Genomic DNA, 24359 nt, shown 5'->3' with positions numbered 1-24359 from the left:
CGCCGATCCCAGCGGCAACTGAATACGGACATTCTCTTCAACCGTGACATATCAGGCAGGTTTCCCCATGCAGTTCAGCGAATTACTGGCAGCGATCTCCACCCATGCGATCCGTCTGCAAACTGAAGACGGCGACCTGATCGTCCTGGGCGATGACCAAGCGCTGGATGATGCGCTGTGGGACCAACTGATCACGCATAAACCCCAACTGCTTGAGTGGGTCGCGGCGCAGGGCGGCGACTGGTTGAGCCCGGCCTATCGCATCACCCCGGATATGCTGCCGCTGGTCAGCCTCGACCAGCCGGCCATCGACCGCATCGTCGCGGCGATCCCCGGCGGTGCGGCGAATGTGCAGGATATCTACCCGCTGGCGCCGCTTCAGGAAGGCATGCTCTACCACCATCTTTCGGCGCAGCAGGGTGATCCCTACGTGCTGCACGCGCAGTTCGTGTTCGACAGCCGCGCCCGTCTGCACCGCTTCGCCCAAGCGCTGCAATGGGTCATCGACCGCCACGACATCCTGCGCACGTCGATGGCCTGGGAGCGCCTCGACGAGCCGCTGCAAGTGGTGTGGCGCAAGGCAACCCTGGCCTGTGAAGAGGCGCAGCTGGACGGCGCCGACCGCCTGGCCCAGTTGCTTGCGCGCTACGACGCGCGTACCTATCGCATGGACCTGGGCCAGGCGCCGCTGCTGCGCCTGGTGTTCGCCGACGATCCGGCCAACCAGCGCGTGGTGGCGATGTTGCTGTTCCACCACACCATCCTCGACCACACTGCCCTCGACGGGGTGCGCGAAGAGATCCAGCTGTATCTGGCCGGCCAGCAGGCGCTGGCCGCACAGCCGGTGGCGTTTCGCAGCTATATCGCCCAGGTGCGCCACGGTGTGAGCGAGCAGGCGCATGAAGCCTTCTTTCGCGACATGCTCGCCGACATCGACGAACCAACGTTGCCCTTCGGCCTGCAGGACGTGCAGGGCGATGGCCTGGGCATCGACGAAGCGCGCATCCCGGTGGATCACGCGCTCAGCCTGCGCCTGCGCAGCCTGGCGCGCCCGTTGGGCGTGGGTGTCGCCAGCCTGATGCACCTGGCGTTGGCCCGCGTGCTGGGGGTGGTGTCCGGCCGCGAGTCGGTGGTGTTCGGCACCGTGATGCTCGGCCGCATGGGCGCAGGCGAGGGCGGTGAGCGTGCGTTGGGCATGTTCATCAACACCTTGCCGCTGCGCGTGGATGTGGGCGGGCAAGGCGTGCGCGCCGCGATCCAGGCCACTCACGAACGGCTCACCGCGTTGCTTGAGCACGAGCACGCGTCCCTGGCGCTGGCGCAGCGGTGCAGCGGAGTGGCGGCACCGACGCCGCTGTTCAGTGCGATGCTCAACTACCGCCACAGTGCCGCCACCGACATGCACGCGGTGATTGAGGTGGCCGAAGGCATTCAGGTGCTCGGCGCCGAGGAGCGCACCAACTACCCGCTGACCGTCAACGTCGATGACCTGGGCGAAGACTTTGCACTGACGGTGATGGTCGATGCGTCCATCAGCGCGCAACGGGTCGCCAGCTACCTGCACACGGCGCTGGAAAGCCTGGCCGATGCGCTGGAACAGCGACCGGACATGCCGCTTCGCGGCCTGAACATCCTGCCTGACCTCGAACGCCACACCCTGCTGCATGGCCTCAACCAAAGCCCCGCGAACTACTCCGACACCGCACTGATCCACGAGCAGGTTGAACACCACGCTGCCGCCCAACCCGACGCCATCGCCTTGCGCTTCGAACAGCGCAGCCTGACCTACCGTGAACTCAACGAACGCGCCAACCAGGTCGCCCATGCGCTGCTGGCCCAGGGCGTGCGCCCCGACGCGCGCGTGGCGATCTGCGTGGAGCGCGGCCCGCAGATGATCATCGGCCTGCTCGGCATCCTCAAGGCCGGTGCCGGTTACGTGCCGATCGACCCGGCTTACCCGCTCGAACGCATCGCCTACACCCTGAGCGACAGCGCGCCGGTGGCGGTGCTGGTGCAGGCCAATACGCGGCACCTGGTCGGCGACCTGGCGCAGATCGACCTCGATGCCCTGCACGCAGAGGCTATCGTCAACCCGCGGCTGCACCTGAGCGCGGCCAACCTCGCTTATGTCATCTACACCTCCGGCTCCACCGGCCAGCCCAAGGGCGTGATGATCGAGCACCGCCAGGTGGCGCGCCTGTTCAGCGCCACCCAGCACTGGTTCGGTTTCAACCAGCACGACGTGTGGGCGCTGTTCCATTCCTTTGCGTTCGACTTTTCCGTGTGGGAAATCTGGGGCGCGCTGATGCACGGTGGCCAGTTGCTGATCGTGCCGCAACTGGTCAGCCGTTCGCCGGATGAGTGTTACCAGCTGCTCTGCGACGCTTCGGTGAGCATCCTCAACCAGACGCCGAGCGCGTTCCGCCAGTTGATCGCGGCCCAGGGCAACAGCGACCGGGCGCATTCGTTGCGCCAGGTGATTTTCGGCGGCGAGGCCCTCGAACCCGGCATGCTCAAGCCGTGGTATGAGCGGGCGGTCAACGCCGGTACGCAACTGGTGAACATGTATGGCATCACTGAAACCACCGTGCACGTGACGTACCGCGCCCTGGAAGCGGCCGATGCGCAGTTGGTGGGCGTGAGCCCGATTGGCGTGCGCATCCCGGACCTGCAGCTGTACGTACTGGATGCGCAGCGTGAGCCGCTGCCGTTCGGCGTGATCGGTGAGCTGTATGTGGGTGGCGCCGGCGTGGCGCGCGGTTACCTCAACCGTGACGCCCTTAACGCCGAACGCTTCCTGCCCGACCCGGCCACCGGCCTGCGCATGTACAAGACTGGCGACCTCGGTCGCCTGCGGGCCGACGGCAGCGTCGAGTACCTGGGGCGCAACGACGACCAGGTGAAGATTCGCGGTTTCCGTATCGAACTCGGCGAAATCCAGGCGCACCTGGCCACTGCCGACGGCGTGCGCGACGCGCTGGTGATCGCCCGCGAAGACACACCGGGCGACACACGCCTGGTGGCCTACGTGATCGCTGACGGCGCAACCAGCGCCGCCGCCCTGCGCGAGCATCTGCTGCTGAACCTGGCCGACTACATGGTGCCCGGCGCGTTCGTGCTGCTGGAGCGGTTCCCGCTGACCACCAACGGCAAACTCGACCGCAAGGCGTTGCCCGCACCCGACGCCGACGCGCTGGCCCGGCGCGCTTATGCAGCACCGCAAGGCGCGGTGGAAACCGCCATCGCCGCGCTCTGGCAGGACTTGCTCAACGTCGAGCAGGTAGGGCGCGAGGACAATTTCTTCGAACTCGGCGGCCACTCCCTGTTGGCGGTCAAGCTGATCGAACGCATGCGCCAAGTGGAGCTGAGCGCCGACGTGCGCGTGCTCTTCGGCCAGCCAACCTTGGCCGCGCTGGCGGCGGCGGTGGGCGGGCAGCACGAAGTGCAGGTGCCGGCCAATCGCATTGAAGAACACAGTGAGGCCATCACGCCGGACATGCTGCCGCTGGTGGACCTGGATCAGGCCGCTATCGACCACATCATCCAGGCGGTGCCCGGCGGCATTGCCAATGTGCAGGACATCTACGGCCTGGCGCCGTTGCAGGCCGGGATTCTCTACCACCACCTGGCCACCGCGCAGGGCGACCCCTACGTGCTGCAGGTGCAATTCAGCTTCGCTGATCAGGCCGCCGTGGACGGGTTTATCCAGGCGCTGCACAGCGTGATCGAGCGCAATGACATCCTGCGCACCGCGATCCTCTGGGAGGGCCTGGATGAGCCGGTGCAAGTGGTGCTGCGCCAGGCGCCGCTGGCGGTCGAGCGGGTCGAAGCCACGGGCGACAATGCCCTGGCTGAACTGCAGCAGCGCTTCGATCCGCGTCATTATCGCCTGGACCTGTCACGCGCCTCGCTGATGCGCCTGGCCTATACCGAGGAGCATGCCCAAGACCCTGCGCAGCAACCGGGCCGCCTGGTCGGCATCCTGCTGCTGCACCATATCCTGCTCGACCACACCGCCCTGCACGTGCTGGTGCAAGAAATGAGCGCCAGCCTGTCCGGGCGCAGCGCACAACTGCCCGACGCGGTGCAGTACCGCAACTACGTGGCCCAGGCGCGCCTTGGGGTCAGCCAGGCGCAGCATGAAGCGTTCTTCAGTCAGATGCTCGGCGATATCGACGAGCCGACCCTGGCGTTCGACTTGCAGGATGTGAATGGCGACGGCAGCGGTATCGTCGAAGCGCACCTGCCGCTGGAGTCGGGGCTGAGCCTGGCGCTGCGCGAACAAGCGCGGCAATTGGGCGTCAGCACCGCGAGCCTGGTGCACCTGGCCTGGGCCCAGGTGCTCAGCCAGGTTTCCGGCCAGCCGGAGGTGGTGTTCGGCACCGTGCTGCTGGGGCGCATGCAGGGCGGCGAGGGCGCGGATCGGGCGCTGGGGATGTTCATCAACACCTTGCCACTGCGCGTCAGCCTGGGCGCCACGGGCGTACAGGCCGGTGTGCGCGCGACCCACGCACGGCTGGCGCAATTGCTCGGTCACGAACATGCCTCGTTGTCCCTGGCTCAGCGCTGCAGCGGCGTACCGGCTGCGTTGCCGTTGTTCAGTACCTTGCTCAACTATCGCCACAGCGCAGCGGATCAAGCGCCGGGCGACAGTCCGTTCGCCGCGTCCGGCATCCAGGTGCTCAGCTCCCAGGAGCGCAGCAACTACCCGCTGGTGCTCAATATCGATGACCTGGGCACCGGCTTTGCCCTCACCGTGCAAGGCGTCGCCACCCTGGATGTGCAGCGCGTGGCCGAGTACATGCTCACCGCCCTGCGCCAGTTGGTGACGGCGCTGCAACAGGCGCCGACCACCGCGCTGCAGGCGCTGTCGATCGTACCGCCCGCAGAGCGCCGGCAACTGCTGGTGGAATTCAACGCCAGTGGCCGTGACTACCCGGCGCATCTGGGCGTGGTGCAACTGTTCGAAGCCCAGGCGCTGGCACGGCCTGAAGCGGTGGCGGTGGTGCACGGCAAACTGTCCCTGAGTTACCGCGACCTCAATCGCCGCGCCAATCGCCTGGCGCATCACCTGATCAGCCTGGGCGTGCAACCTGGTGAGTCGGTGGCCTTGGCGCTGCCGCGTTCCATTGATCTGGTGGTCAGCCAACTGGCCGTGCTCAAGTGCGCGGCGGTGTACGTGCCGCTGGACGTCAACGCGCCGGCCGAACGCAGGGCGTTCATGGTGCGCGACAGCGGCGCGCGCCAGGTGCTCGACAACCTGGCCGGGCTCGACCTGGAAGGGCTACCGTCGAGCAATCCCGCGCTGAAGCAATCTGCCGACAGCGTGGCCTACATCATGTACACCTCCGGCTCCACCGGCACGCCCAAAGGCGTATTGGTGCCCCATCGCGGCATTGTTCGGCTGGTGATCAATAACGGCTACGCCGACTTCAATGCCCAGGATCGCGTGGCTTTCGCTTCCAACCCGGCGTTCGACGCCAGCACCATGGACGTGTGGGGCGCGCTGCTCAATGGCGGGCAGGTGCAGGTGATCGACCACGCCACCGTGCTCGACCCACAGGCGTTCGGCGCCGCGCTTAAGGGCGCCACGGTAGTGTTCGTCACCACCGCGCTGTTCAACCAGTATGTGCAACTGATCCCCGATGCACTGGCCGGCCTGCGCATTCTGTTGTGCGGCGGCGAACGTGCCGACCCGGACGCCTTCCGCAGCCTGCTGGCCCAGGCGCCGGCCTTGCGCCTGGTGCATTGCTATGGCCCGACTGAAACCACCACTTATGCCTGCACTTACGAAGTGCGTGCACTGCCCGACGACGCGCAGAGCGTGCCCGTAGGGCGGCCCATTTCCAATACGCAGGTGTATGTGCTGGACGCGCAGTTGCAACCGGTGCCGCTGGGCATCATCGGCGAAATCTGCATCGGTGGCGATGGGGTTGCCAAGGGCTACCTGAACCGCCCGGACCTGACCGCCGAAAAATTCGTGCATGACCCGTTTTCCGAGCAGCCCCACGCCTTGATGTACCGCACGGGCGACCTGGGACGCTGGTCGGTGGACGGCTTGCTCGAGTGCCTGGGACGCAATGACGATCAAGTGAAAATCCGTGGGTTCCGTATCGAACTGGGCGAGGTCGAGGCGCGCCTGGCGAGTTGCCCCGGCGTCCAGGAGGTTGCCGTGCTGGCCAGGGAAGACGCGCCGGGGGACAAGCGCCTGGTCGCCTATTTCACCTGGTCCGACGCTGCGCTGAGCATCGATTACGTGCACGCGCACCTGCAAGGCCAGTTACCCGATTACATGCTGCCCTCGGCCTATATGCCGCTGGACAGTCTGCCCTTGACCAACAACGGCAAGCTCGACCGCAAGGCCTTGCCCGCGCCGGATCCGCAAGCCCTGCTCAGCCGTGGCTACGAGGCGCCGCAAGGCGCGGTGGAAAGCTTGCTGGCGCAGATCTGGCAGGACGTGCTCAAGCTTGAGCGCGTCGGTCGCCATGATCATTTCTTCGAGCTGGGCGGGCATTCGTTGCTGGCGGTCAGCCTGATCGAGCGCATGCGCCGCGTCGGCCTGAGCGCCGATGTGCGCGTGTTGTTCAGCCAACCGACCCTGGCGGCGCTGGCGGCGGCGGTGGGCAGCGGTCGCGAGGTCGTGGTGCCGGCCAATGGCATCCCGGTGGGCTGCACCCACATCACGCCGTCCATGCTCAGCCTGGTGCAACTCGACGCGGTCGCCATCGAACGCATCGTCGCCAACGTGCCGGGCGGTGCGGCGAATGTGCAGGACATTTACCCGCTGGCGCCGTTGCAGGAAGGCATTCTCTACCACCACATCAGCGCCGAAGAGGGCGACCCGTACCTGCTGCAATCACGCATGGCCTTTGACAGTCTCGAGCGCCTGCAGGGTTTCATGGGCGCGCTGCAACAGGTGGCAGCCCGCCACGACATCCTGCGTACCGGGGTGGTCTGGGAAGGCCTGGACAGCCCGGTGCAAGTGGTCTGGCGCCAGGCGCAACTGGTCGTACAGGAAGTCAGCCTGGACCCGGCCGATGGCGGCATCATTGAACAACTGCACGCACGCTTCGATGCGCGCCACTACCGCCTGGACATCACCCAGGCGCCGCTGCTGCGCATGGTCTACGCCCAGGACCCGGCCAATCAGCGGGTCGCGGCGATCCTGCTGTTCCACCACCTGGCGCTGGACCACACCGCCATGGCCGTGGTGGGCGAGGAGATGCGTGCGTTCATGCTGGAGCAGGCCGATGACTTGCCCGAGGCCGCGCCCTTTCGCAATTACGTGGCTCAGGCGCGCCTGGGGGTCAGTGTTGCCGAACATGAGCAATTCTTCCGCGCCTTGCTCGCCGATGTCGACGAGCCCACGTTGCCGTTCGGCCTGCAGGATGTGCAGGGTGATGGCAGCGCCATCGAAGAGGCCGAACGCCAGCTGCCGGCCGAGTTGGCCCAGCGGGTGCGTGAGCAGGCGCGCCAGTTGGGCGTCAGCGCCGCGAGCCTGATGCACCTGGCCTGGGCGCAGGTACTGGGGCTGGTGTCCGGGCGCGACGACGTGGTGTTCGGCACCGTCCTGATGGGCCGCATGCAGGCCGGCGACGGTGCGGACCGCGCCCTGGGCATGTTCATCAACACCTTGCCGCTGCGGGTCGATGTGGCCGCCGGTGCCGCCGACGCGGTCAAAGCCACCCATGCACGCTTGAGCGCCTTGCTCGGGCATGAACATGCCTCACTGGCCCTGGCCCAGCGTTGCAGCGGGGTGGCGACGTCCACACCGTTGTTCAGCGCCTTGCTCAACTACCGTCATAGCAGCCCCGACGAAATGGCACGCGACGGCCATGGCATCTGGGAGGGCGTACAGCTGCTCGGCGGCGAAGAGCGCAGTAACTATCCGCTGACCTTGAGTGTGGACGACCTGGGCGAGGGCTTTGCGCTGGCGGTGCTGGCCGTGCCGCAGATCGGCGCCCAGCGGTTGTGCGACTACATGCACAACGCCGTGGCGCAACTGGTTGGCGCCCTGGAAAGCGCGCCGAACACCCGCTTGAACCATTTGCCGCTCCTGCCGGCGACGGAGCATGACACGCTGCTGCGCGAGTTCAACGCCACCGCCCATGACTTCCCGCGTGGGCATACCCTGCACGGCGCTTTCGAGGTGCAGGTCGAGCGTCAGCCCCATGCCATCGCGATGAAGCAGGACAGTGCAACGCTGACCTACCAACAGCTCAATCAACGCGCCAACCAGCTGGCGCATCACCTGCTGGCGCTTGGCGTGCAGCCGGACGACCGCGTGGCGATCTGCTGCCGTCGCGGCCCGCAGATGCTGGTGGGCCTGCTGGGGATTCTCAAGGCCGGCGCCGGTTATGTGCCGATTGATCCTGCGTACCCGGCTGAAAGGATTGCCTTTTTGCTGGAGGACAGCGCACCGGTCGCGGTGCTCTCGCAGGCCTGCACACAAGACCTGCTCGGCGCCGTCGCCAGCATCGATCTGCACGATCCCGGCTGGCAGCGCCACGCGGTGAACAACCCGCAACTCGACGCATTGACCCCGGCGCATCTGGCCTACGTGATCTACACCTCCGGCTCCACCGGCCAGCCCAAGGGCGTGATGGTGGAGCACCGCAGCGTGGAAAACCTGGTGCACTGGCACTGTGAGGCCTTTGGCCTGAGGACCGCCAGCCAGACCAGCAGCGTCGCGGGGTTCGGTTTTGATGCGATGGCCTGGGAAGTCTGGCCGGCGCTGTGCGTGGGCGCGACCCTGCACCTGCCGCCCACCCATGTGGGCAATGAAAACATTGATGAACTGCTGGCCTGGTGGCTGGCGCAGCCGCTGGACGTGAGTTTCCTGCCCACCCCGGTGGCCGAATACGCGTTCAGCCTGAACCTGCAACACCCGACCTTGCGCATGCTCCTGGTGGGCGGCGACCGCCTGCGCCAGTTCACGCAAGAACAGCGTTTTGCGCTGATCAATAACTACGGCCCCACCGAAGCCACGGTGGTCGCCACCTCCGGCCGTGTGCGTGCCGGGCAGCCTTTGCATATCGGCCGGCCCATCGCCAATGCCACCAGTTATGTGCTGGACGCCCAACTGCGCCCGGTGCCGGTCGGCGTGGCGGGTGAATTGTATGTGGGCGGGCGCGGCGTGGCGCGCGGTTACCTGAACCGCCCGGACTTGACCGCCGAGCGCTTCCTGCAAGACCCGTTCAACCCTGGGCGCATGTACCGCACCGGCGACCTGGTGCGTTGGTTGCCCGATGGCAATCTTGAGTACCTGGGGCGTAACGACGACCAAGTCAAACTGCGCGGGGTGCGCGTTGAGCTGGGCGAAATCGAAAGCCGCCTCGCGGCTCTCGACGGCGTGGCGGAAGCGGTGGTGCTGGTGCGCGAAGGGCGCTTGATCGCCTGGTTCACCGAGCGCCAACCGCTGCCGATCGAAACGCTGCGCACCCAGCTGCAAGCGCAGTTGCCCGAGGCGCTGGTGCCGGTGGCCTACGTCAAACTCGCGGCCTTGCCCCTGACCGCCAACGGCAAGCTGGACCGCAAGGCCCTGCCGGCGCCCGACCAGGCGGCGCTGCTGACCCGTGACTATGAAGCGCCCCAGGGCGAGGTGGAAACCCGCCTGGCGCAGATCTGGGCCGAGGTGTTGCAGGTGCAGCAGGTCGGCCGGCATGACCACTTCTTCGAGCTGGGCGGGCACTCGTTGCTGGCCGTCAGCCTGATCGAGCGCATGCGCCAGGTGGGCCTGAGCGCCGATGTGCGCGTGCTGTTCAGCCAACCGACCCTGGCCGCGCTGGCGGCCGCCGTCGGCAGTGGACGCGAAGTGCAGGTGCCGGCCAACCGCATCCCTGCCGGTTGCCAACGCATCACCGCCGACATGCTGCCCCTGGTCACGCTGGCGCAATCGACGCTCGATCAGGTGATTGCCCAGGTGCCGGGCGGCGCCGCCAATGTGCAGGACATCTACCCGCTGGCGCCGTTGCAGGAAGGCATTCTCTACCACTACCTCACCGCTGAGCAGGGCGACCCGTACCTGTTGCAATCACACCTGGCCTTCGACAGTGTCGAGCGGCTGCAAGCCTTTGCCCAGGCGCTGCAACAGGTGATCGACCGCCATGACATCCTGCGCACCGGCGTGGTCTGGGAAGGCCTGGTACAACCGCTGCAAGTGGTGTGGCGCCAGGCTCAATTGAGCGTGCAGGCGTTGCAGTTGCACGGTGACGTACTCGCCGGCCTGCATCAGCGTTTTGACGCACGCCGATATCGCCTGGATATCAGCCAGGCGCCGCTGATCCGCTTGATCCATGCGCGCGATCCGGCCAACCAGCGTGTGGTGGCGGTCTTGCTTTACCACCATATCGCCCTGGACCACACCGCGTTCGACGTCGTACTGCGCGAAATGCAGGGCTACCTGCTGGGCCACCCCGCGCCTGCCGCCGCACCGATGCCGTACCGCAACTACGTGGCCCAGGCGCGGTTGGGCGTGAGTGAGCAGGAACATGAAGCGTTCTTTCGCGACATGCTTGGTGATGTCGATGAACCCACCTTGCCGTTCGGCCTGCAGGACGTGCGCGGTGACGGTAACGCCATCGAAGAACACACCCTGCACCTGGACGCTGAACTGAACCGACGCCTGCGTGCCCAGGCCCGCTTGCTCGGGGTCAGCAGCGCCAGCCTGTTCCACCTGGCCTGGGGCCAGGTGCTGGCCGCCACTTCGGCGCGCCACAGCGTGGTGTTCGGCACCGTGTTGGTGGGGCGCCTGCAGGGCGGCGAGGGCGCCGACCGGGCCCTTGGGGTGTTTATCAATACCTTGCCACTGCGTCTGGACATCGACGCCCAAGGCGCCCGCGAGGCGGTGCGCGCCACCCATGCGCGGCTCACCGCCTTGCTCGGCCATGAGCACGCGTCCCTGGCCCTGGCCCAGCGTTGCAGCGGGGTGGCGGCCCCGGCACCGTTGTTCAGTTCGATGCTCAACTATCGCCATCGCGGTTCCGCCACCCGCTCGGCGGATGCGCAGCACGCCTGGGAAGGCATGCAGACCCTGGTCAATGATGGGCGCACCAACTACCCGCTGACCCTGAACGTGGATGACCTGGGCGACGGTTATGACGTCACCGCCCTGGCGCGGGTGGATGCACAACGGGTCTGCGGGTACATGCAGACCGCCTTGGCCGGCCTGGTTCAGGCATTGGAGCAGGCACCGCAGCAGGCGTTGAATCGCTTGCCGGTGCTGGGCGCCGAAGAACGGCACAAACTACTGGTCGAGTTCAACGCCACCGAGGTGAACTACAACCTCGAGCAGACCCTGCACGGGATGTTCGAAGCCAAGGTCCGCCGTTCACCGGAGGCGGTCGCGGTGAAGGCCGGCGAGGAGCAACTCACCTACCAGCAGCTCAACGAACGCGCCAACCGCCTGGCCCATCACTTGCGTGCGCATGGCGTACAGCCGGATGCGCGGGTGGGTATCTGCCTGGAGCGTGGCCTGGACATGGTCATTGGCCTGCTGGCCATCCTCAAGGCCGGCGGCGGTTATGTACCGCTGGACCCGGCCTACCCCCAGGAGCGCCTGGCCTACATGCTGCAGGACAGCGCGCCGGTGGTGGTGCTGGCCCAGGGTGCAACCCGTGACTGGCTGGGCGCTGTGCCGGTCATCGACCTGGACCACGACACCTGGCAGCACCAGCCTGCGAGCAATCCACAGGTGCCTGGCCTCACGGCCCGGCATCAGGCCTACGTGATCTACACCTCCGGTTCCACCGGACAGCCCAAAGGCGTGATCAACGAACACGCCGGGGTGGTCAACCGTCTGCTGTGGATGCAGGACGCCTATGGCCTCAAGGCACACGACGCGGTGCTGCAGAAAACCCCGTTCAGCTTCGACGTGTCGGTGTGGGAGTTCTTCTGGCCGCTGTTGACCGGTGCGCGCCTGGTGATGGCGCGTCCGGGCGGGCACAAGGATCCGGCGTACCTGTGTGATGTGATCGAGGCCGAGCGGATCACCACGCTGCACTTTGTACCCTCGATGCTCGACGTGTTCCTGGCCCACGGCGACGTCAGCCAGGCGGCCGGGCTGTTGCGCGTGATGTGCAGCGGTGAAGCGCTGCCGGGCAGCCTGGTGCGGCGCTTCAAGCAGCAACTGCCGGACACCGGTTTGTACAACCTGTATGGCCCGACCGAAGCCGCAGTGGACGTGACCGCATGGAACTGCGCGCGCGCTGAGGTGCCGGACAACACCCCCATCGGCAAGCCGATTGCCAACACGCGCATGTACGTGCTGGATGAGCAGTTGCAGCCCGTGCCGCTGGGCGTGGTGGGCGAGCTGTTCATTGCGGGCGTGCAAGTGGCGCGTGGTTACCTCAACCGTGTGCAACTCACCGCTGAACGCTTCCTCAAGGACCCGTTCAATGAGGGGCGGATGTACCGCACCGGTGACCTGGGGCGCTATTTGCCGGACGGCAATATCGAGTACCTGGGCCGCAACGATGACCAGGTGAAGATCCGCGGCCTGCGTATCGAACTGGGGGAAATCCAGGCGCGCCTGGTCGAGCATCCGGCGGTCAAGGATGCGGTGGTCGTGGCCCGCGAAGAGCGCCTGGTGGCTTACTACACCGGCGTGGCAACCGCCATCGACGCGCTGCGCGGCGAACTCCTGCAGCACCTGCCGGACTTCATGGTACCCGCCGTGTTCGTGCACCTTGAAGCTTTACCCCTGAGCCCCAACGGCAAGCTGGACCGCAAGGCGCTGCCGGCGCCGGGCATGGCGGCGTTGAGTGTGCGCGAGTATGAGGCGCCCGAAGGCGACACCGAAATCCTGCTGGCCCAGCTCTGGGCCGAGTTGCTGAAGGTGGAGCGAGTAGGGCGGCACGACAACTTCTTTGAACTGGGCGGGCACTCGCTGCTCGCCGTGAGCTTGATCGGGCGCTTGCGCCAGGAAGGCATGGAAGCCGATGTGCGGGGGTTGTTCGAACAACCGACCCTGGCCGGCTACGCCGCAATGACCGAACGAATGGAGATCGTCCTGTGAACATCCTTGAGCTGCTGGCAACCCTGAACACCAAGGACGTGCAACTGGCGCTCAAGGGCGAGCAGTTGTCGGTGCAAGGCAACAAGCACGCCCTGAGCGACCCGGCGATCCTCGCCGCGCTGCGCGAACACAAGCCGGCACTGATCGAGCTGATCAAGGCCGGTGACTATTCGGCCACCAAGGCCGGTGAGGTGCAGGTGCCAGCCAACGGCATTGTGCCGGGCGCCGAGCGCATCACCCCGGCGATGTTGAGCCTGTCCACGCTGAGCCAGGACGAGATCGAGCGTATCGTCGCCACGGTCACGGGCGGTGTGCCGAATATCCAGGATATCTACCCGCTGGCGCCCTTGCAGGAAGGCATTCTGTTCCATCACGTCAGCGCCGAGCAGGGCGACCCGTATGTGATGCAGTCGCAGTTCGCTTTCGACAGCCTCGAGCGTTTCGACGCCTTTGCCCAGGCCCTGCAACAGGTGATGGACCGCCATGACATCCTGCGCACGGGCGTGGTCTGGGATGGCCTGGAGCAACCCTCGCAAGTGGTGTGGCGCCAGGCGCGCCTGCCGGTGCAGGCGCTGATGCTGGACCCGGCCGACGGCGATATCGCCGCGCAACTGCACGCGTTGTTCGACGCGCGCCACTACCGCCTCGACGTGACCCAGGCGCCGCTGTTGCGCCTGGTGCGTGCCGACGACCCGGCCAACGGGCGCATCGTCGCCACCTTGCTGTTCCATCACATGGCGCTGGACCACAGCGCCCTGGAAGTGGTGTGCCATGAAATGCAGGCGTGCCTGCTGGGCCAGGGCGCCGCCCTGGGCCAGGCGGTGCCGTTTCGCAACTACGTGGCGCAGGCACGGTTGGGCATCAGCGAGCAGGAACATGAACGCTTCTTTCGGCAGATGCTCGGCGACATCAGCGAGCCGACCTTGCCGTTCGGCTTGCAGGATGTGCAGGGCGATGCGCGGGGCATTGTCGAAGTCAGCCTGGCGTTGGCGCCGCAGCTTTCGCGGCGCTTGCGCGCCCAGGCACGGCAGTTGGGGGTGAGTACCGCCAGCCTGTTTCATATGGGCTGGGCCCAGGTGCTCGGGGTGCTGGCCGGCAAGGCTCAGGTGGTGTTCGGCACCGTTTTGATGGGGCGCATGCAGGGCAGTCATGCCACGGATCGTGCGCTGGGCATCTTCATCAATACGTTGCCGTTTCGTGTGGACGTGGACACCCAGGACGTACGCACCGGGGTCAAGGCCACCCACGCACGCCTCACCACGTTATTGCGCCATGAACACGCGGCGCTGGCCCTGGCCCAGCGCTGCAGCGCAGTGGTGGCGCCGACACCGCTGTTCAGTGCGCTGCTCAACTACCGGCACAGCGCGGCGGCGGCCAGCGCCGAGGCGGTGTCGGCGTGGCACGGCATCACCGCGCTGCGGGCCGAGGAGCGCACCAACTATCCGCTGACCCTGAGCGTGGATGACCTGGGCGAGGATTTCGGCCTGAGCCTGCTCGCCAGCACTGCCGTCGACCCGCAGCGGGTCTGCGCCTACCTGCAAACCGCGCTGGAACACCTGGTGACCGCGCTGGAGCAGGCGCCGCACACTGCGCTCAACCAACTGCCGGTGGTGCCGGTTGCCGAACAACGCCTGTTGCTCGAGCAGTTCAACGCAACCCAGGCGGTGTTCCCCCAGGGCACCACCGTGCACGGCCGCATCGAAGCCCAGGCCGCGCTCACCCCGGATGCCATCGCGGCGGTGTGCCTGGAGCGCACGCTGACCTACGCCGAACTCAACCAGCAAGCCAACCTGCTGGCCCATCATCTGCTGGCGCTGGGGGTCAAGCCCGATGATCGCGTGGCCATCGTTGCGCGCCGTGGCCTGGACACCCTGGCCGGGCTGCTGGCGATCCTCAAGGCCGGCGCCTGTTATGTACCGGTCGACCCCGCCCACCCGGCCGAGCGCCTGAGCTACCTGCTCAGCGACAGCGCCCCGGTGGCGGTGCTGACCCAGCACGCCTTGCTCGAGCGCCTGCCGCCGCTTGACGTGCCGGTGATCAACCTCGACCGCTTCACCTGGCAGCACCATTCGGCGAGCAACCCCAAGGTGGCCGTCACGCCGTCGAACCTGGCCTATCTGATCTATACGTCCGGCTCCACCGGCCTGCCCAAAGGGGTGATGGTGGAACATCACACCGTGGCCAATCTGGTGGACTGGCATTGCAGCGCCTTCGACCTGCGCGCCGGGCGACATACCGCCAGCGTGGCCGGTTTCGGCTTTGATGCGATGGCTTGGGAAGTGTGGCCGGCGCTGTGCGTGGGCGCCACCTTGCACCTGCCACCGGCCCACGACGGCGCCGAAGACCTCGACGCGCTGCTGGCGTGGTGGTGCGCGCAGCCGTTGGACGTATGTTTTCTGCCGACGCCAGTGGCCGAATACGCCTTCAGCCAGAACATCGAACACCCGACCCTGCGCACGCTGCTGATCGGCGGTGACCGCCTGCGCCAGTTCGGGCGAGCGCAGCGCTTTGAGCTGATCAACAACTACGGCCCCACCGAAGCCACGGTGGTCGCCACCTCCGGCAAGGTCGAGGCGGGCCAGCCCTTGCACATCGGCAAACCCATCGCCAACGCCAGGGTCTATCTGCTGGACGAACAGCAGCGCCCGGTGCCGTTGGGTGTGGCGGGCGAACTGTATGTGGGCGGCACGGGCGTGGCCCGTGGTTACCTCAATCGCCCGGAACTGACCGCCGAGCGTTTCCTGCGCGACCCCTTCAACAGTGGCCGCATGTACCGCACTGGCGACCTCGCGCGCTGGCTGCCCGACGGCAACCTCGAGTACCTGGGGCGCAACGATGACCAGGTGAAGATCCGTGGTATGCGCATCGAGCTGGGCGAGATCGAAACCCAGCTCAATCAACTGCCGGGCATTCTCGAAGCGGTGGTGCTGGTGCGTGAAGAACGGCTGGTGGCCTATTTCACCGAAAATCCGCAACTCGATGGGCTGGCGGTCGCTGATATCCGCGCGCACCTGGTGGCCCATCTGCCGGACTACATGGTGCCGGCCGCCTTCATGAAGCTTGACGCACTGCCGTTGACCGCCAACGGCAAGCTCGACCGCAAGGCGTTGCCGGCACCCGACAGTGCTGCGGTGTTCAGCCGCGACTACGAGGCACCGCTGGGCGAGATCGAAAGCGTATTGGCGCAGATCTGGGCCGATGTGTTGCAGGTGGAGCGGGTCGGGCGTCGTGATCACTTCTTCGAGCTGGGCGGGCATTCGTTGCTGGCCATGCGCATGGTCTCCCAGGTGCGCCAGCGCCTGGGGGTGGAGCTGGTGCTGGGTGACCTGTTCGCCAATGCAGAATTGGCAGCGGTCGCCGAGCTGTTGGCCCGCGCCGGGCGCAGTACCTTGCCGGACATCCTGCCGGCCAATCGTGACGCCGAGCTGCCGTTGTCGTTCGCCCAGCAGCGCTTGTGGTTCCTCGCCTTGATGGAAGGCGCCAACACCGCTTACAACATCCCCATCGGCTTGCGTTTGCGCGGGCACCTGCATGTGCAGGCGCTGCAGCGTGCCTTGGCGCGCATTGTCGCGCGGCATGAAACCTTGCGCAGTCGCTTCGCCCAGCACGGCGACGAAGCCCAGGTGCTGATCGTGCCGGCCGAAGACATGCTGGCGCTGCAGGTGCAGGACTTGCGCCGCCATCCGCAACCGCAGCAGGCGCTGGACGCGCTGATCCACGGTGAAGCCTCGGCGCCGTTCGACCTCGAGCGCGGCCCCTTGCTGCGCGGTCGCCTGGTAGTCATGGCCGACGATCACCACGTGCTGCTGCTGACCCTGCACCACATTGTCTCCGATGGCTGGTCAATGGGGGTGCTTACCCGCGAACTGATGGCGCTGTACCAGGCCTTCAGCCACGGCCAGGCTGACCCACTGCCGCCGTTGCCGATCCAGTACGCCGACTTCGCCGTGTGGCAACGCCTGTGGCTGAGCGGTGAGGTGCTGCACCGCCAAAGCAGCTATTGGCAACAGGCCCTGGCCGGTGCGCCGGCCTTGCTTACTTTGCCGACCGACCGCCCGCGTCCGGCGCAGCAGGACTACGCCGGCAGCAGTGTCGAAGTGCGCCTGGATGAGCGCCTTACCGCCGGGCTCAAGGCCTTGAGCCAACGCCATGGCACCACGCTGTACATGACCTTGATGAGTGCCTGGGCCTCGTTGCTGGCGCGCTTGTCCGGGCAGCACGACCTGGTGATCGGCTCGCCGGTGGCCAACCGCACACGCACTGAGGTGGAAGGGCTGATCGGACTGTTCGTCAACACCCTGGCGGTGCGTATCGACACCAGTGGCGAACTGAGCAGCGAAGCGCTGCTGGCGCGGGTCAAGGCACTGACGCTGGCGGCGCAGGCCCACCAGGATTTGCCGTTCGAGCAGGTGGTGGAAATCACTCGGCCACCGCGCAGCCTCTCCCACAGCCCGTTGTTCCAGACCTTGTTCAGTTGGCAGGACAGCAGCGCGCCCACCCTGGCCCTGGGCGACCTGGCCCTGGAAGGCATTGTGGAGAACAGCCACTTCGCCAAGTTCGACCTGTCGCTGAATCTGGGCGAAGTGCAGGGCACGCTGCTCGGTGTACTGGAATATGCGGTGGCGCTGTTCGATGAATCGACGGTGCAGCGTTATGTCGGTTATTTCACCCGGGTGTTGCAGGCCATGGTCGATAACGATCAGGCGGTGCTGGAACACGCGCCGCTGCTGGATGAGCGTGAACGCCAACATCTGCTGTTCGATTTCAACGCCACCGCCGTGGACTACGATCTCGACCAGACCCTGCACAGCCTGTTTGAAGCGCAGGTGCTGCGAACGCCGCACGCCATTGCGCTGAAGGCCGGCGAGCAGCAATTGACCTACGCCGAACTGAACGCACGCGCCAACCAGCTGGCCCACCACCTACTGGCCCTGGGCGTGCAGCCGGATGCGCGGGTGGCGATCTGCGTGGAGCGTGGCCTGGACATGGTTATCGGCCTGTACGCGATCCTCAAGGCCGGCGCTGCCTATGTGCCGTTGGACCCGGCGTACCCGCTGGAACGCCTGGCCTACATGCTGCACGACAGCGCCCCGAGCGTGGTGCTGGCCCAAGGCAGCACGCGCGGCTTGCTGGGCGAGGTGGCGGTGGTCGACCTGGACCAGCCGAGTTGGCAACACCAGCCCCAGCACAACCCCGGCGTGGCGAGCGTGACCGCCTACGTGATCTACACCTCCGGCTCCACCGGCCAACCCAAGGGCGTGATCAACGAACACGCCGGGGTGGTCAACCGCTTGCTGTGGATGCAGGACGAATACGCACTCGGCGCGGCTGATACGGTGCTGCAGAAAACCCCGTTCAGCTTCGACGTGTCGGTGTGGGAGTTTTTCTGGCCGCTGTTCACCGGCGCTCGCCTGGTGATGGCGCGGCCGGGCGGGCACAAGGAGCCTGAATACCTGTGCCAGGTGATTGAGGCCGAACAGGTCACCACCTTGCATTTTGTGCCGTCGATGCTTGATGTGTTCCTCGCCCACGGCGACGTCAGCCAGGCGGCTGGGCTGGTGCGTGTGATGTGCAGCGGCGAAGCCCTGCCGGGCAGCCTGGTGCGGCGCTTCAAGCAGCAGTTGCCGGGCGCGCAATTGCACAACCTCTACGGCCCGACCGAAGCGGCGGTGGATGTGACGGCTTGGGACTGCAGCGGCCCGCAGACCCCGGACAACACGCCTATCGGCAAGCCGATTGCCAATACCCGTCTGTACCTGCTGGACCCGCAGTTGCAGCCGGTGCCCCTGGGCGTGGTGGGCGAACTGTTCATCGCCGGCGTGCAGGTGGCGCGCGGCTATCTGAACCGCCCCGAGCTGACCGCCGAGCGCTTTCTCGACGACCCCTTCGTGGCGGGGCGCATGTACCGCACGGGCGACGTAGGGCGCTATTTGCCGGATGGAGCTATCGAGTATCTGGGGCGCAACGATGACCAGGTGAAAATCCGTGGCCTGCGCATTGAACTGGGAGAAATCCAGGCGCGCCTGACTGACCACCCAGCGGTCAACGAAGCCGCAGTGATCGCCCGCGAGCAGCGCCTGGTGGCGTATTACACCGGCGTGCGCTGCGACCTCGACGCCTTGCGCGCGCACCTGTTGCAGCACCTGCCGGAGTTCATGGTGCCGGCGACCTTCGTGCACCTGGAGGCATTGCCGCTGAGCCCTAACGGCAAGCTTGAGCGCAAGGCGCTGCCGGAGCCTGGCGTGGACGCGCAGAGGCTGCGCGAGTATGAAGCGCCCCAGGGCGACACCGAAATCGCCCTGGCCAGCCTGTGGGCCGAGTTGCTGAACGTGGAGCGGGTCGGCCGCCACGATAATTTTTTCGAACTGGGCGGGCACTCGTTGCTGGCGGTCAGCCTGGTGGGGCGCATGCGGCGCCTGGGGCTGGCGGCGGACGTGAAAGTGCTGTTTGGCCAGCCTACGCTGTCGGCGTTGGCGGCAGCCCTCGGCAGCGGGCGTGAAGTGGCGGTGCCGGCCAATGGCATCGCGGCCGACTGCGTACGGATCACCCCGCCGATGTTGACGCTGATCAAGCTCGACCCGCCTGCCATCGAGCGCATTGTCGCGGTCATTCCCGGCGGCGCGGCGAATGTGCAGGACATCTACCCGCTGGCACCGTTGCAGGCGGGCATGCTCTATCAGCATCGGGCGGCGCAGGGGGACGACGCCTACGTACTGCAGGCGCAGTTCGGCTTCGACAGCCGTGTGCGCCTGGACGCGTTTGCCCATGCGTTACAGGCGGTGATCGAGCGGCACGACATCCTGCGCTCCTCCTTCCATTGGGAGGGCCTGGAGCAACCGGTGCAGGTGGTGTGGCGCACGGCTTCACTGCGCGTCGAAAGCGGGCCGCTGCCACAGCGCCTGGAACTGGACCAGGCGCCGCTGATGCGCCTGGTGTACAGCGAGCAGGCGCAGCGCGTGGTCGCGACCTTGCTGTTCCATCATCTGGTCATGGACCACGTGGCGCTGGAGATTCTGCAGCATGAGATGCAGGCGTTTCTGTTGGGGCGCGAGGATGAACTGGGTGCGGCCGTGCCGTATCGCAACTACGTGGCGCAGACCTGCCTGATTGACCGCGACCACGAGGCATTCCTCCGCGAGATGCTCGGTGATATCGACGAGCCGACCCAGGTTCAGATTACCGACGGTGCGCACCGCGCCCAGCTGTCGCTGGATCCAGGCTTGAGCCAGCGCCTGCGGGTGCAGGCCCGGCAGTCGGGCGTGAGTGCGGCGAGCCTGATGCACCTGGGTTGGGGCCATGTACTGGGCAAGGTCAGTGGGCGTGAAAACGTGGTGTTCGGCACGGTGATGCTCGGTCGCCTGCAGGGCGGTGAAGGTGCCGAGCGCGCCATGGGCGTGTTTATCAACACCTTGCCGCTGCGCATCGACCTGGGTGAGCGCTCGGTGCGCAATGCGCTGCGGGCCACCCATGCGCGCCTGAGTCAATTGCTCAGCCATGAGCATGCGCCGTTGGCCCTGGCCCAGCGTTGCAGCGGCGTGCCCGCCAGTACAGCGTTGTTCGACGTGCTGTTCAACTACCGCCACAGCGCGCCGCAAGCGGGCGCCGTGGCGCAGGCATGGCAAGGCATTGAGTTGCTCAAGGCCGAAGAACACACCAACTACGGCCTGTCATTGAGCGTGGACGACCTCGGTGAAGGCTTTACCTTGAGCGCCATGGGGCCGGGCGCCGAGCGTTTGTGTGCATACCTGCAGGTTGCCCTGGAGCACCTGGTGCAAGCGCTGGAAAGCCACAGCGCTATTGCCATCGGTTGCGTGCAGGTGTTGCCGGCGACGGAGCGCCAGCTACTGTCGGACTTCAACGCCACCGCCCGTGATTTCCCGCGCGAGCACACCGTGCAGCGTTTGTGCGAAGCCCAGGCCCAGGCGCGTCCCGACGCGCTGGCGGCGGTGCACGGCGAGCAGCGGCTGAGCTATGGCGAGCTGAACACGCGGGCCAACCAGTTGGCGCATCACCTGATGGGCCTGGGGGTGCTGCCCGGCGATAACGTCACGATCCTGCTGCCGCGCTGCCTGGATTTGTTGGTCAGCCAACTGGCGATTCTCAAATGCGCCGCCGCCTACGTGCCGCTGGACATCCACGCACCCGCCGAGCGCCAAGGCTTCATGCAGCACGACAGCGGCGCGACCTGGCTGTTGACCCACAGCGATACAGCGCTCGACTTCGTGGCGCAACGCCTGGACCTGGACCGCCTGACGCTGGCTGCGCAACCGAACCATAACCCCGACCTGTCGCAGTCCTCGGACAGCGTGGCGTACATCATGTACACCTCCGGCTCCACCGGCATACCCAAAGGCGTGTTGGTGCCCCATCGTGGCATCACGCGTTTGGTGCTCAACAACGGTTACGCCGACTTCAATGCCAGTGACCGCGTGGCCTTTGCGTCCAACCCGGCCTTCGACGCCAGCACCATGGACGTGTGGGGGCCGTTGCTCAACGGCGGCCAGGTGCACGTGATCGAGCATGCCACCTTGCTCGACCCGCTGGCGTTCGGCGCGGCACTGCAGGACGCCACGGTGCTGTTCGTCACTACCGCGCTGTTCAACCAGTACGTGCAGATGATTCCCCAGGCCCTGGCCTGCTTGCGCATCCTGCTCTGCGGTGGCGAGCGCGCCGACCCGGCGGCGTTCCGCAGCCTGTTGGCGCAGGCACCGGCATTGCGCCTGGTGCACTGCTATGGCCCGACCGAAACCACCACCTACGCCACCACCTATGAAGTGCGCGCATTGGCTGACGAGGCCGACAGCGTGCCGATCGGGCGACCGATCGCCAACACCCAGGTGCACGTGCTGGATGCGCAATTGCAGCCGGTGCCATTGGGCGTCAGCGGTGAAATCTGCATCGGCGGTGACGGCGTGGCCAAGGGTTACCTGAATCGGCCTGAACTGAGCGCTGAAAAATTCGTGCACGACCCCTTCAATCCAGGCGCATTGCTGTACCGCACCGGCGACCTTGGCCGCTGGACGGCGGACGGCCTGCTGGAGTGCCTCGGGCGCAACGATGATCAGGTGAAGATCCGCGGTTTCCGTATCGAACTGGGCGAGATCGAGGCGCGCCTGGCGACCTTTTCGGGCCTCCAGGACGTGGTGGTGCTGGCGCGCGAAGACGTGCCGGGAGACAAGCGCCTGGTCGCCTATTTCACCTGGGCCGCAGACGCGGTTAGCCTCGACCGGGTGCGTGCGCACCTGCATGAGCAACTGCCTGAATACATGCGGCCCTCCGCCTATGTGCCCCTCGACCGGCTGCCATTGACGGCCAACGGCAAGGTCGACCGCAAAGCCTTGCCGGTGCCTGCGTATGACGCGCTCGCCAGCGGCGAGTTCGAGGCGCCCCTCGACGCCCTGGAACAGCGCCTGGCGCAGATGTGGGCGCAGGTGTTGAAGCTGGAGCAGGTGGGGCGGCACGACAGCTTCTTTGATCTGGGCGGGCATTCGCTGTTGGCGATTCGCCTGGTCACGCTGCTCGACGAAGCCGGTTTGCCGGTGTCGCTGGCCGAGCTGTTCCAGCATGTCAGCGTGGCGGGCATCGCCGCGCTGTTGCGCCAGCGTACCGACGCGCCTGTGCGCGACACCTCGGTGATCACCGTGCGCGAGAGCGGCACGCAGGCGCCGTTATTCCTCGTGCACGAATTCAGCGGCATGGACGTTTATTTCCCAGCGCTGGGCCAACACTTGCCCGGCGATTACCCCATCTACGGCCTGCCGGGGGTGCCGCTGGGCGAGGCGCATCTGACCACCATGGAAGGCCTGGCGGCGCGCATGGTCGGGTTGATTCGGGGCATCCAGCCCCATGGCCCTTACCGCGTCGCAGGCTGGTCGTTTGGCGGAGTGCTGGCCTATGAAGTGGCCATGCAACTGCTGGGGCTCGATGAGCCGGTGGCCTTTCTCGGCCTGATCGACAGCTATGTGCCGCGCATGACCGACCAGGGCAAGGCGCGCTGGAGCGGGCCGCACGCGCTCAAGCGGCATTTGCTGCTGCAGTGCACGGCGTATTGGAAAGCACAGGGAGGGGTCGATGAGCTGGCGAGTCTGGAACAACTGGAGGCAAACCTTGGACAGCTGGACGTTGCGGGCCTGCTGCAACGCTGTCGCGATCAAGGTCTGCTATACGCGCAAATGGCGGCGGCTGCGGACGCGGATCTGGTGAGCTTTCTCGAACGTGAAGTCGGGCATGGGCATGCGCTGGCCCATTACAGCCTGTTCCCGCTGCCGATCCCCGTGCATTTATTCAGTGCCGAGCAGCGGCCCACCGAGCTGTCCCGGCGCAGCGCGGCGCTGGGTTGGGACACGGCGCTGGCGCCGGGGCAGCTGCACCAGGTGCCGGTACCGGGAGACCACCAAAGCATGATGCAGGCTCCGCACATCCAAGGTCTGGGCCGGGCGATGACGCAGGCGCTGCAGGCCGGCGCGCCAGTCAGTTGCGCGGTGCATCAACCGGTGTTGCGCATTCAGAGTGGGCGAGCCGGGCATGCGCCGGTGTTCTGTGTGCCGGGGGCGGGAGACAGCGTGACCGGCTTCGTCGGTTTGAGCGAGGCACTCGGGCGTGACTGGCCGTTGTATGGCCTGCAACCGCGCGGGCTGGACGGTGAAGCCGTGCCCCATAGCCAGGTGGAAGCGGCGGCGCAGTGTTACCTGACCGCACTGGCCCATGAGTGTCCGGCGGGGCCGGTGCACCTGGTCGGGCATTCGTTTGGCGGCTGGGTCGCGCTGGAAATGGCCCTGCGCTTGCAGGCGATGGGCCGCGAGGTGGCGTCGTTGACCGTGATCGACAGCGAGTCGCCGGGCGGCAACGGCGTGGTGGGGCGCCCGTACACATCGACGGCGGCGCTGTTGCGGCTGATTGAAGCGATGCAGTTGGCGGCCGGGCAATCGCTGGGAATCGACCCGCTGGAGTTTGCTGGGCGCGATGAGCTGGCGCAGCGCCAGGCGTTGCATGCGGGAATGGTCGACGTCGGGTTATTGCCGGCACGCGCTGCCGTCGACGCCATGGCCGGGCCGGCGCGCACCTATGCGGCGGCGTTGCGCACGGTGTATCGACCACAGGCGCGCTATGAAGGCGTGGTGCGCCTGGTGCTGGCGCGGGACCCTGCGCTGGATGCGGCGGGCAACCAACGCGAGCAGGGGCTGATGGTCGAAGGGTGGCGACGGCAGGGGCGTGGTCTGCAGGTGTGGCACGGCGGGGGCAATCATTTCACCTTGCTCAAGGCGCCGAACATTGCGGCGTTGGCCAAGTGGTGGCTTGAGGGCGTTGTGGTTGGGGAGCGGGTGTCTTGATGGCCGATAAAGGT

At 66.5% G+C, this 24359-nt stretch carries 2 protein-coding genes; both read left to right on the top strand.

Features of this window, described 5'->3' with window-relative positions; all coding sequences use genetic code 11:
* Positions 1–67 precede the first annotated feature (67 nt).
* Positions 68–13015, top strand: coding sequence for a non-ribosomal peptide synthetase (locus QF045_RS17885; protein WP_306493396.1), 12948 nt, complete (start codon positions 68–70; stop codon positions 13013–13015).
* Positions 13012–24345 (top strand): non-ribosomal peptide synthetase, encoded by an 11334-nt coding sequence (locus QF045_RS17880; RefSeq protein ID WP_306493395.1) that lies wholly within the window; start codon positions 13012–13014, stop codon positions 24343–24345. The genes QF045_RS17885 and QF045_RS17880 overlap by 4 nt, the downstream gene beginning before the upstream one ends.
* The last annotated feature ends 14 nt before the right edge of the window (positions 24346–24359 follow it).

Source organism: Pseudomonas sp. W4I3, assembly GCF_030816195.1.
GTDB lineage: Bacteria > Pseudomonadota > Gammaproteobacteria > Pseudomonadales > Pseudomonadaceae > Aquipseudomonas.
The sequence above is the reverse complement of the archived record's forward strand: the minus strand, read 5'-3'. Positions and strand labels throughout refer to the sequence as shown.